The 12,742-nt window shown below is 38.1% G+C and carries 9 protein-coding genes; 1 reads left to right on the top strand and 8 read right to left on the bottom strand.

Annotated features, from left to right (window positions below):
* Window positions 1-4 precede the first annotated feature (4 nt).
* Window positions 5-6,823 carry a choice-of-anchor L domain-containing protein gene (locus tag ACFSJT_RS04165; RefSeq protein ID WP_378318962.1) on the bottom strand — a complete coding sequence of 2,273 codons (6,819 nt, stop codon included), beginning with the start codon at window positions 6,821-6,823 and terminating at the stop codon, window positions 5-7.
* A 1,670-nt stretch (window positions 6,824-8,493) separates the two neighbouring features.
* Between ACFSJT_RS04165 and ACFSJT_RS04170 the strand changes: the two genes are divergently transcribed.
* A complete protein-coding gene (locus ACFSJT_RS04170; protein WP_378319536.1) occupies window positions 8,494-8,937 on the top strand; it encodes a tyrosine-type recombinase/integrase in 444 nt (147 codons plus the stop codon).
* A gap of 10 nt (window positions 8,938-8,947) precedes the next feature.
* On the opposite strand, the gene ACFSJT_RS04175 is transcribed toward ACFSJT_RS04170, so the two are convergent.
* From ACFSJT_RS04175 to ACFSJT_RS04205, 7 genes are all read right to left on the bottom strand, one after another.
* Entirely contained in the window at window positions 8,948-9,166 is a 219-nt protein-coding gene (locus tag ACFSJT_RS04175) for a hypothetical protein (protein WP_378318963.1), read from the bottom strand.
* Window positions 9,167-9,266: 100 nt separating this feature from the next.
* Window positions 9,267-9,758, bottom strand: a complete 492-nt coding sequence (locus ACFSJT_RS04180; RefSeq protein ID WP_378318964.1) for a hypothetical protein — start codon at window positions 9,756-9,758, stop codon at window positions 9,267-9,269.
* A 137-nt stretch (window positions 9,759-9,895) separates the two neighbouring features.
* Window positions 9,896-10,861: a hypothetical protein gene (locus ACFSJT_RS04185; protein WP_378318965.1), complete on the bottom strand. Its 966-nt coding sequence runs from the start codon at window positions 10,859-10,861 to the stop codon at window positions 9,896-9,898.
* Window positions 10,862-10,952: 91 nt separating this feature from the next.
* Entirely contained in the window at window positions 10,953-11,351 is a 399-nt protein-coding gene (locus tag ACFSJT_RS04190) for a DUF2141 domain-containing protein (protein ID WP_378318966.1), read from the bottom strand.
* 63 nt (window positions 11,352-11,414) lie between these two features.
* The gene (locus tag ACFSJT_RS04195) at window positions 11,415-11,789 is read right to left on the bottom strand and encodes a hypothetical protein (protein WP_378318967.1); all 375 of its coding nucleotides are present in this window, start codon (window positions 11,787-11,789) and stop codon (window positions 11,415-11,417) included.
* Between the two features lie 39 nt (window positions 11,790-11,828).
* On the bottom strand, window positions 11,829-12,167 hold the full coding sequence (locus ACFSJT_RS04200) for a potassium channel family protein (protein WP_378318968.1): 339 nt from the start codon (window positions 12,165-12,167) through the stop codon (window positions 11,829-11,831).
* Window positions 12,160-12,738 carry a TetR/AcrR family transcriptional regulator gene (locus ACFSJT_RS04205; protein ID WP_378318969.1) on the bottom strand — a complete coding sequence of 193 codons (579 nt, stop codon included), beginning with the start codon at window positions 12,736-12,738 and terminating at the stop codon, window positions 12,160-12,162. Before ACFSJT_RS04205 ends, ACFSJT_RS04200 begins: the two co-directional genes overlap by 8 nt.
* Between the last annotated feature and the right edge of the window lie 4 nt (window positions 12,739-12,742).

The following is a 12,742-nucleotide window of genomic DNA, read 5'->3' on the forward strand; positions in this document are numbered from 1 at the left end:
AATGTTATCTATTTATATATAAGTAATCAGATATCTTCTTGCCAGAACCATCTTCAGTTCTATACGTCAAGATGTAGAAATATGTTCCTACAGGCAGTTGATCCTCTGCGTTAAGGGTAGCTCTGCCATTTGACTCACCTCTAAAGAATTCTCCGTTTTGTCCATACCCTTTTGCCTCATAGACCACTACTCCCCATCGATTAAAAATCTTTATTTCATTATCAGGGAATTTTTCAATATTAGCAATAGTTAAGACATCATGATCTCCATCTCCGTTAGGAGTAACAATATTGAATATTTCGACTCCATCTTCAGACTGAGGATTTATATTATTTTGTTCTAAATAATCTGGAGTTCCATCTCCATCAGCATCAAAAGCATCTAAAGGATTTCCATCTCCATCGGGATCCGGATTTTCTTCTGAAGTTAGAATATCATCGCCATCATCATCATCATCTAAAAAATCTGGAATACCATCTGCGTCAGTATCTTGTGGATTATCAACATCATCTCCTATTTCAAATTCGTTGGCTATTCCATCATTATCACAATCCGCTGATCTAAGCGCAAAAGGATCTGGGTCACAAGGATCTAAAGGATCAGTATCATTGGCTTCTTCCTCCAAATCATTAAATCCATCAGCATCGGTATCAGTAAGATCAATTTGTATCATTCCAATACCCATATTCCCAGCAATATCTGTTGCTGTAATATCGATTACTTGTTGATCTATAAGTACGGGAAAACTTCCACTATCAGGAGTGGTTATATCAGGATCAACACTCCAGTTTCCGGCAGCATCTGCCACTACTGTATAAATCACTTCCAAAATACTATCACCATTGGAATCTACACCCACCAAAATAGTTTCGTTGGGCTCTGCCACACCAGATAAAATTGGTGTGAGGTCATTCGAAAGTACAGTATCTACTATTGGAATATTTTGATCCAAAATGATATTCTGCTGAATATTTATATTATTTCCTGCGATATCACTAGTATTTATATCTATAATTACAGTACCCGAATTCAATCCACTTATGTTTGTATCGATAATGGTCCAACTACCATCGGCCTGAACCGTAGTGATAGCAGTGACATTTGGGTTTACTCCATCAGAAAAGGTAACAGTTACCGTTTGACCTGCTTCAACATCAGTAGTCGCTCCAGATACAACAACATCATTGGCTTCACTTGCATTAACAATATTATCGACTTCAATCGGAGTGTCAATCACAACTCCAGATAGTACGTCTAAAATGACAGTAACCTGATCGGTGGCTGTATTTCCTACACTATCACTTACATTAGCATCGATGGTAATTGTTCCGGCATCCAAATTGCTGATATTAGCATCGGCAGCTGTCCAACTACCATCAGGATTTACGGTAGCAGTAGTAACTACATCGGGATTAGTACCGTCTGAAAACGTTACAGTCACAATCTGACCTGGCTCAACATCATTCGTTGTACCCCTAAGGGTTACATCTGATACTTCGGCAGCATTGACAACATCATCGATCTCAATCGGAGTGGTAATAGTGATTAAAATAGTGTCATCAAGTGTAATCACTACTTGATCATTCACGGAATTACCTGCTACGTCAGTTACACCTGCATCTATGGTGATTAATCCGTTTATTAGATCACCTATATCAGCATCGGTAGCAGTCCAGCTGCCATCAGGCTGAACTGTAGCGGTGGTTACCACATCTGGACTCACACCATCTGAAAACGTTACCGTTACCGTTTGACCCGCCTCGACATCGGTAGTCGTACCGCTAATCGTTACATCTCCTGCTTCGCTAATATTTACGATATCATCTATTTCAACAGGTGTATTAATAGCAACGGTCGCCGCAGTATCTAGGGTAATCGGTGCTTGATCGTTTGCAGTATTTCCTGCTAAGTCACTGACATCGGCATCTACAGTAATCCCACCATCATTCAAACTACTAATATCAGCATCGGTGGCCGTCCAACTACCATCTGGATTTACGTTGGCTGTAGTCGTCACATCTGGATTTACCCCATCTGAAAAGGTAACCGTGACCGTTTGACCCGTTTCAACATCGGTAGTCGTTCCGCTAATCGTTACATCAGTTACTTCAGTACCATTAACAATATCATCGATCTCAATCGGAGTGGTGATGGTAATCGTCGCTGCAGTATCTAGGGTAATCGGTGCCTGATCGTTTGCAGCATTTCCTGCTAAGTCACTGACATCAGCATCTACAGTAATCCCACCATCATTCAAACTACTAATATCAGCATCGGTGGCCGTCCAACTTCCATCTGGATTTACGTTGGCTGTAGTCGTCACATCTGGATTTGCTCCATCTGAAAAGGTAACCGTGACCGTTTGGCCCGCTTCAACACCGGTAGTCGTTCCGCTAATCGTTACATCAGTTACTTCGGTACCATTAACAATATCATCGATCTCAATCGGAGTGGTAATAGCAATCGTCGCTGTAGTATCTAGGGTAATCGGTGCTTGATCGTTTGCAGTATTTCCTGCTAAGTCACTTACATCGGCATCTACGGTTATAGGACCTTCATCTAAACTACTAATATCAGCATCGGTGGCTGTCCATGCTCCTCCTGCTCCAACCATAGCAGTCACAGTAACATCTGGATTTACCCCATCTGAAAAGGTAACCGTGACCGTTTGGCCCGCTTCAACACCGGTAGTCGTACCGCTAATCGTTACATCAGTTACTTCGGTACCATTAACAATATCATCGATCTCAATCGGAGTGGTAATAGCAATCGTCGCTGTAGTATCTAGGGTAATCGGTGCTTGATCGTTTGCAGTATTTCCTGCTAAGTCACTTACATCGGCATCTACGGTTATAGGACCTTCATCTAAACTACTAATATCAGCATCGGTGGCTGTCCATGCTCCTCCTGCTCCAACCATAGCAGTCACAGTAACATCTGGATTTACCCCATCTGAAAAGGTAACCGTGACCGTTTGGCCCGCTTCAACACCGGTAGTCGTACCGCTAATCGTTACATCAGTTACTTCGGTACCATTAACAATATCATCGATCTCAATCGGAGTGGTGATGGCAATCGTCGCTGCAGTATCTAGGGTAATCGGTGCCTGATCGTTTGCAGCATTTCCTGCTAAGTCACTTACATCGGCATCTACAGTAATCCCACCATCATTCAAACTACTAATATCAGCATCGGTGGCCGTCCAACTTCCATCTGGATTTACGTTGGCTGTAGTCGTCACATCTGGATTTACCCCATCTGAAAAAGTCACCGTTACCGTTTGACCCGTTTCAACATCGGTAGTCGTTCCGCTAATCGTTACATCAGCTACTTCAGTACCATTAACGATATCGTCGACTTCGATAGGAGTGGTGATGGTAATCGTCGCTGCAGTATCTAGGGTAATCGGTGCCTGATCGTTTGCAGTATTTCCTGCTAAATCACTTACATCGGCATCTACGGTTATAGGACCTTCATCTAAACTACTAATATCAGCATCGGTGGCCGTCCATGCTCCTCCTGCTCCAACCATAGCAGTCACAGTAACATCTGGATTTACCCCATCTGAAAAGGTAACCGTGACAGTTTGACCCGTTTCAACATCGATAGTCGTTCCGCTAATCGTTACATCAGTTACTTCAGTACCATTAACGATATCGTCGACTTCGATAGGAGTGGTGATGGTAATCGTGCCAGGTGCAGTATCTAGGGTAATCGGTGCTTGATCGTTTACAGCATTTCCTGCTAAATCACTTACATCGGCATCTACAGTAATCCCACCATCATTCAAACTACTAATATCAGCATCGGTGGCCGTCCAACTTCCATCTGGATTTACGTTGGCTGTAGTCGTCACATCTGGATTTACCCCATCTGAAAAGGTAACCGTGACCGTTTGGCCCGCTTCAACACCGGTAGTCGTTCCGCTAATTGTAACATCAGTTACTTCGGTACCATTAACAATATCATCGATCTCAATCGGAGTGGTGATGGCAATCGTAGCGATATCGTCAAAAGTTAGTGAAGCAGAATTTGATGTTGTAGTGGTACAAATAAAAGTATTATCTGTTATAATTACTTGATATTGGTATCCATCTTCAGCTGCAGTTACACCTGTAAGCGTCAAAATTGATGTATCACTATCGGTATAAATATCAGTCATATCAGCAGGGTCGATATTCACAAAACCTCCTCCATCATTAACCTGCCACTGATAGGAATAGTAATTCACGTTTGGTTCTACTTCGAATGTCTCGGCACTAACTCCGTTGGTTAATACGTTTGAAGGTTGTGTTAATATTGCCGGCTGCGTACCAGCTTGTTGGAAATCGGCTTGTATATCATTAGTAGGTGCTATTCCATCTGCATTTGCAGGTATAATAGTGTAATCAACACCAGAACTGGGTGTAGTAACAAGTCCAGTATTAAGGTCTACAGTCAAGGCAGCATCATCTCCGTAAATACCTGTATCTCCCCCATCTGCAGTAGCACTTGCATAGGCTTCATTAGCATCACTGCATCCATCACCATCACTATCTAAATTTTGAAAATCGAATGATCCGTCTGATAAAGTATCAATCGGCATCAATCCAGTTCCGGCAGTTGCCGGGATTCCGTTTGTTGTTGGAGTAGTACCAACGGCACCATCTGCCTGGCCAGGATTCGCACCGCTAGGTGTTCCTCCAGCTTCTACAACATCATAAATACCATCATTGTCGCCGTCCAAATCAAAATGATTTGGGACTTCATCGCCATCAGAATCGAAAACAGTATCTAAAGTGTCACATATTCCATCAGCATTCCCATCTGTACAAACGGGAGCAGTTCCACTTCCATTATCGGTAGCATCAAGATAGTTAAGAATTTCATCCATGTCGGCATCTCCAGAAGGATCTACGCCCAAAGAATTCTCAGCAGTATCCAAAATACCATCATTATCATCATCCAAATCGGTAGCGTTACCAATACCGTCATTATCAGTATCTACGTCCACAAAAATCGTAATCGTTGCAGTAGCACAAGGAGCAGTAAGGCTTGCTTCACAAATTTGATAAACAATAGTGTAAAATCCGGTTGGAGTTCCTCCTGTTACATTTACGGTTCCTGTAAGAGTATTTAAGCTTACTCCAGGATTTGATGCGGGAGTAACTACAGTTATATCTACAGTTGCTGTCGTTGCTGTTGCAGTTCCTAGTGTATCATTACCTAATATATTCGAAACAGCTTCACCTCCATTTACGTCTATAATCTGTATAGAATTGGTATCATCCGTAGCATCGATACATATGCTCACTATAGAGGAATCGGTTACTGCCGTGTTAGTTCCCAATGTATAATCAATTCCAGGTTCGGTTACAAGACCTTCACCATCTACCGTGGCAGGGTCTGTAGTTCCAAATTGTCCTCCATCTCCTCCATCAGCATCAGGATCACTATATGCTTCATTAGCATCAGTACATCCATCACTATCACTATCGGTGTTAAGATGGTCAGAAGTACCTGATGTTGTTTCTATTAAGGCAAGCCCAGATCCTGCAGAAGCAGGTATACCATTGGTCGTTGGTGACGTCCCTGGCGTACCGTCGGCTATACCATTATTATCGACATCTGTTCCTCCCGCCTCGTCTACATCATAGATACCATCATTATCACTATCTAAATCCAAATGATCCGAAACATTGTCGCCGTCAAAATCGAAAGCAGGATCTAAAGTATCACAAATACCATCTGCATTACCATCAGTGCATACTGGTGATGTTGCTGTTCCATTGTTATCAAAATCTTTATAATTAGGGATCAGATCTGCATCTGCATCTCCAGAAGGATCTATTCCGAAAATATTTTCATCTATATCCAAAATACCATCATTATCGTCATCAAGATCTGCCATATCTGAAGTTCCATCACCATCTATATCTGTTGTACCTATAATTTGATTAATAAATACTGCAGAGTCTAAAGATGCATCTCCGGTATCGGCAATGGCTATTTTAAATCGATAAGTTACGCCAGGAGTTAGTTCATTAATAGTTCCTGTAAACTGTTTGGTGATTCCGTTATACTCTGTAAAAACAGTAAATGCTCCAGAATTCGTATTGCAAGAACCAGGTGGTCCCGGGGGTGTTTCCACATCATGCCCATTTACAATAAACTGGGAAGATTTAGAAATATCTACAGTACCAGAACTAGGAAAACTAGCTTGTTGACATCCCAGGTATCCCCCATTAACCGTATTTACTGCAACGGGGTTGTCAGTCCCTGGTACTTTGGCAATATTTTGACTCCCCGTTATCCCTGGACCGGAAACAAAAAAACCAAAGGCATCATTAAATGTAGTCCCAACATAGTCTGGATATTCATCTGATCCAAATTGATATACAATTTGTATGGCCGTTAACCCTGGGTCTAAAGTTACATCAAAAGAAAATACGGCAACATCGTGCACCGCTCCTGCATCGATTGCCGTAATATCTGGATCTGAATATGTTGCAAGTCCAGCTGTAGTACTAGCTTGCAGCCCAGAATTACTAGGAAAGGCTGCTGTTCCATTACTACCAAAAGCTTGCGTAGTACTACCTGTTGTCATCATTAACCCGGTATCTACTGTAAAATTTGCTCCAGCATTACCATTTGAAAATGTAGCAAATTGAATCGATTTTGAACCATACTCTAATGTTGGATTGGATAGTGTGAGGCCTGGACCTGCAAGCTCGTTTAGTATATCAACATCAGTTGGATTACTTGTAAAAGTTGCCTGGGAAAACATCTCCTGAAAACTTAATATCAAAACGATGCATAAAATTATAGGAGTAATTTTTTTCATAGGTTTTTTATTTTGATAACACCAATTTTACAGAATAAATGATCTTAAAATGGCATTTAGAATGATTTTATAAACTTAACAATTGGTTAATGTATTTTCTTTTTTGTATCGATAAAGAGAATTATTTTATCGTTTAAATACACATTTGCACCGATTAAGTGCAGATTTATATAATAAAGAACTTTCAAGTAATTTCCTTATAAAACTTTTCTCAAGCATTATAATACATTACATATTTAATTCTACTGTTTAAAAAGTAAGATGATCCATTTACATAAATTAAATGAATTACAAACCCTCTAGACTAAGATCTAATTTTATTTGCTAGTAATTTTATGGAAAACCACATATAGATGAAACTAAATCAGCATATTGCTTATAAGAAATTTTTAGGACATCTTTGTAAGACTGCAACAGTGTCCTTTTACATGTGAAGTTGATTCGTTCAAACAGCACATAACTTTTTGAATGCACAAGTTTTGAAGATTTCTGCATAGTGATAAATTTTTTTATTAATTGTTATTCAAACCCTTACTCTTGTTAGCTCGCCAAAGTGTACAATTGCAGGGCCGTTTTTTACTTTTCGTTTTATTAAGTATACATTTTGATTTTAGTTTTTGTTATTAATACTTTTCTATTCTAGTTAGTCCACTTCTTATACATTCTATTTATAAAAGATGTAATACTATTCTATTTGGTCTTAGTATTATTTCTTTTCTGAATAACAAATTTATCTCCTTATCATATCAAATTACTTCAAATAAAAATGTATACTTCATCAACACCGAAAAAGTAATCATCAAAGAAGATACTTTGAATTTTAAAATCGGACAAAAGTAAAGATTAGCCATAAATCAATAATTCTTCAGATAGAATGTTTTATTTAAGTTAATTCATTAATGTAAACATGGGGCACATGATTACTAATTATGCAATCTTGACGATTTTCTTAATTCAAAAAATAGCTGTTGGATCTATTAGTAAGAGAATATGTTATCATAACGGTAAAGGGAGTAAGAAATAATAACATCAGTAAAGTAATTTTTATCTACAAGCTATTTAAAAATTAGAGGTTAAAAAATGTTAAGTTTTTCTTAACATCGTAAAGATATGTATAAAATAGATTAGTAACGTAAGTTTAAAACATAATAAAATTATGTTTTAACCATAATTATTTATAAGCAGATATATGTTAATCAAGCAATTACAAATATCCAAAACTTGATCTCGCTCTTCTTTTCTAACAAATCTGATATTTAACCCAGATAAAAAACACTGGAAAAAATATCGTTTTCTCACCTTTTGACCCGAGCAACTTGATTTGTATTAATTTTTGAGTAAATGTTTTTCAAAACATTATAAAACGAACTTAATCCATTCAAAATCAAATTATAATATTCTATACAAGAAGTGATGTGTTCAAAAAACTTGTAGTGATTAGAACTATCTATAACAGGGCTATAAAAATGGGTTTAGTAGATAGAAAACTTTATCCATTCGGTTATGACAAGATTAGAATTAAATTTCCAGAAACTGAAAAAATAGGACTCAACAAGCAAAATATAATAGCGTTCGAAACCGTAAAATCTAACTGATAGTGAAACCCACGCTCGCAATGTTAGCTTATTCAGCTTTAACTTCGCGGGTAGTAAGCTGCGAATGTTCTTGAAATAAGATGGTTCGATTTTTATGACGAAAGATTGCACTACAAAATGAATAAAAATTCAAAATTGCTTTCTCTTAAAATTCGTGAAAAAGCGTTATCCATCCTAGACTGTTACAAGAATAGTAAACGAAGTGATAAAGATTTTGTCTTTACAGAGTTGAAAAAAGCCAACTTTAAAGATACCAAAGATTTTTATGCCAAGACCAAAACGGCTACAAAAAAATTCAATAAATACTTAGTTGAAGTTGCAAGGAAAGTAAAAGTTAAGAAGAAGGTGACAATGCACATTGCACGTCATAGTTTTGGAAATCTATCTGAAGATAAAATCCCAATGAAAATGCTTCAAAAACTTCATCGCCATAGCGACCTCAAAACGACTATAAATTATCAAGCAAATTTCATTCACAAAGATGCTGATGAGGCCTTGGACAGTGTGATTAATTTCTAGCTTGATGTAATTATGAAATGCTCCCTTTTAGTCTTTTTTCGATTTTACGTTTTTTGTAGGTAAGACGTTTCATAATATCCATTAATTGAACATCTTTTGTTTTTTTGTAAATCTCATTGATACTCAAAATCAATTGTTTTGCTTCTCTAGACGCTTTAACTCTATCACTTGTTGACATATTGCTCATCTTTCTGTTTTCAAATTCGAAAGCTTTATTTACTATTTCCATATGATGTTTTTTTTATGACTTTATTTAATCTCATAGAATTTAAAACCACCTTAAACTTTCTTGTTAGCAATAGAGGTGGTTAATAAACTCGACAAAAACACTAAAACTTATACCCTATTCCAAATTGAATTGAGCCTAGACTTTCCCCGTCCAAATCAATTAGTCTATAGCCTGCAAATATTGGAAACTTGCCTTTGAACATATAGGTTGCCCTTGGCGAAGCATAAAAACCACCGTCGTCGCCATCATTAACACCAATGGCATAACCAATATCGGCACCTACCAGGAAATTAGTAAATGGTGAGAATCTTACACTTCCTGCCAGTGGTATAAACTGAGCATCATCAAGTTCTACCTCTCCAAGACCTGCAATATTGACTTCCTGACCAAAATAACTGGCTAAACCAGTTGTACCACCTACAAAGAAGCGTTCGGAAACACCGTATAAATAGAACAGGTCAAGACCAATGTTAGAGGAATAAGAATCCTCGAAATCCCCAACTGTCACTCCTGCGTTAAGGCCAATGCCAAAATTGTGTGTTCCCTTCGCTACATCTTGCACTTGCGCAAGAGAGATACTCGTAAACGCCATAAAGGCTACTGATAAAATTGCTACTTTACTTTTCATTTTAATCTAAATTTTATTTTTAACATTATCTATTTTCGTTCTTATAGTTAACATAGAGCTCTTTGTTATGTTCGTAATCTCCAAAACTAAATCGGTTGTAGTTATTGATTTGACATCTCCCTATCTTGACGCATGAAAAACGTTTCCTTAATTTTGTGATAGTTACCCATAATAAAAGGACATGTAGAAATGCATTTGCTACAATTTTTGGAAAATTCTGGTGCACATTTTTCACGGTCAATAAACTGGGGATAGCCGTCCTCTAAAATTTTGGTCTCTTTGTAAATGGCTTTTCCGGGGCATCTTTCTACGCAATGGTTGCACGTTTCGCAAAAGTCCCTTACCCAAAGATGCCCGTTATCATCCAAGGTTTTCAATGGAAGATTATCCATATCCAAAAAGATTGCTGCCAAACGCATTGAAGGGCCAAATTCTGGCGCAATTAGAATACCATTCTTTCCCACCACACCAATACCTGCATCCTGAGCCACTGGAACCGTCATTATATCACCACCTATGGCTGGCGAAGGGTGGCAATTATAGCCCATATCTCTAATAAATTTTGCTAAAATATTTACCGTCTGGCCTAACTCTGAGTACGTACGCCATATTTCCTTGGTAGCTTCTTTTGAGGGATTGGTTTTTATGGCCGTTCTATTCATTTCCATGGCGAGTATCATTGCGTTTTCGTAAAGAATCTCAAAATCTTTATAAATAAAATCTGGATTCACTTTTGTGTACCCAATCTTGGATATTCCCAATTCTTTTGCATACTCTTCAATTTGCTTTAATTGGTTTTGTGAGATTATTTTCTTGCCAGTTTTAGGATTTTTATTGAGTTGGGATGCGCTTCGGTACATTTCACGTAGCGATATCCAAAGGGATTTTCCGACGACTCTAAAACTGTTAAGTTTACTTGCTAGGCTGCCATACTGTATCAAAAGTGTGGGAATGATAACTGGAAGACGAGCATTTGAACTGGCCTTAACGGGTTTTTCCCCTTTTGGCATCCAAAAGGAAGAGCGTAAGAAAAATGGGGGTCGTCGAATTATTCTATATAGTTTCATTTTCTTGATTCATTTTAGTGTTCTTTTATGACTTTTCTTGAGGATAAACACGTTGGCTGTTTCATTACTTTTGATACTCTTAGCTTTTCCATCACAATACAAATTTTAGCGTCATCTCTTTAGTGTTTTCCTTGAGTTTAAACTTGCACTTTTTAAAGGATGGTTTGCCCATACTGGTCATATTGGATGCACCTACGGGTTCTTTAGGAAATCCGATAAAATTATCGTCTAACTTCCCATTGCCATTTTCATCCTTAAAAAAGGTAATTGCATAAGTCCCATAGGGAATATCTGTAAAGGTGTAGGATGCCTTGGTTTTGTAATCACTTACTTTTCCGACCTTAAAAGCTTTATCCTTTTCCTTGGGGAATCCTTCATCAGTTTTGTAAATCAGAAAATAGATGTTGCCCTTGACTTCTTCTATTTCAGTTGCGCTTACTGTGATGCTTCCAGTTTGCGCTTTAGCGAAAGCGAAATTTAAAAGCAGCATACTTGCGGTTATTATTGTCTTAATTATCATTGTAAATTTTGAATTTGATATTGGATTATTGCTTTATGTATTCATTTTAAAGAAAGTCGGATTTTCAAATCGCATCCCAATCCATAATAAGACCATAACTACTATCCCTGGAATTACTGGTTTATGCGCTACCCATTCTGCGGCAATAATGCCGCCCGTATAGGCCACAACGAGAAGAAAACCGATGTTTCTTGTCTTTGGGATTAAGAAAACCAGCACACATAGTAATTCTATAATCCCAACGAGAAAGGTCATATGCGCCATACCGGCAGCTTCCATATTATTGACCATAAAGCTCATACCAATGACCTTCGGAACCGCGGTTATTATTAATAACAATATTGGGATAACCCAGATAAAGCGCCATTTACTTTTTTTGTCATTCATTACGTCAAGTGATTTGTTCATTACTTTTGTTTTTAAGATTAATGTTTATTTAATATTTCTTTATCGATGTTTAGTTTCATCTGCCTTTTTAGATAGTATATTTAAGGCTGCCTGCCTGTGCTCATAAAAGACCGTTACAAAGTTTAGTATGATACCCAAACCACCAAGAATATAGAACGTGGTGAAAATTTTGGTAAACGGTGTCGTGGGGTGTAGGTCGCCATACCCTACCGTACTCAGGGTCATCACCGAAAAATAGTAGGAATCCACCCAATCCCAGCCTTCAGCAAAATGAAATACCACGGTACCTATCCCAATAAAACATAATAGCATCAAAGTCAACCCACCAAAGTTCTTCAGCATAAAGAAAGCTGTGATATGTAAGAAAAATCTAATCATCTTCAAGGTGTATTAGGCAACCGTGCACTAGAAAAAGTAAGGTATCGACAAAGGTTTTGGATTGCGTATTTTTAAGTTGACCAGCAGGCGTGTTAAGGTAGTGACTTTCCAACGAGCCTATGATGTAATCAGCAATATGGATACTCGTCTTTCCTCTATGTAAGAGATTCTGTTCAAAAGGAATCAAGGCTTTGAGCATATAGTTTTCAAAAACGGAAAGGCGCAAATCAAAATACTGTTCTTGTATAGAGCTTGAATCCTTTGACTGAATATACCACCTTGACATTCTAATTTCCCAAACGGATCTGTCGACGGCATAGATATACTTCATTAAAATATCGACTTCGCCATCCGAGCCATTATTGATACTCTGAAAACGGCGTAGTACAATATCTTTATAGTTTGAGAAAACGGCATCCAAGAGTTCGTTTTTGGACTTGAAATATTTATAAATCGTTTTCTTACTACAACCTAGGTCCGACGCAAGAGCGTCAACCGTGTAGGACTGCCCGGCCGGTTTTATAAATTGTTCCATACAGGCCTGAAGTATCTTATTGCGGGAATTTGTCATTGTC

The organism is Aquimarina celericrescens (assembly GCF_042682765.1).
GTDB classification, from domain to species: domain Bacteria; phylum Bacteroidota; class Bacteroidia; order Flavobacteriales; family Flavobacteriaceae; genus Aquimarina; species Aquimarina celericrescens.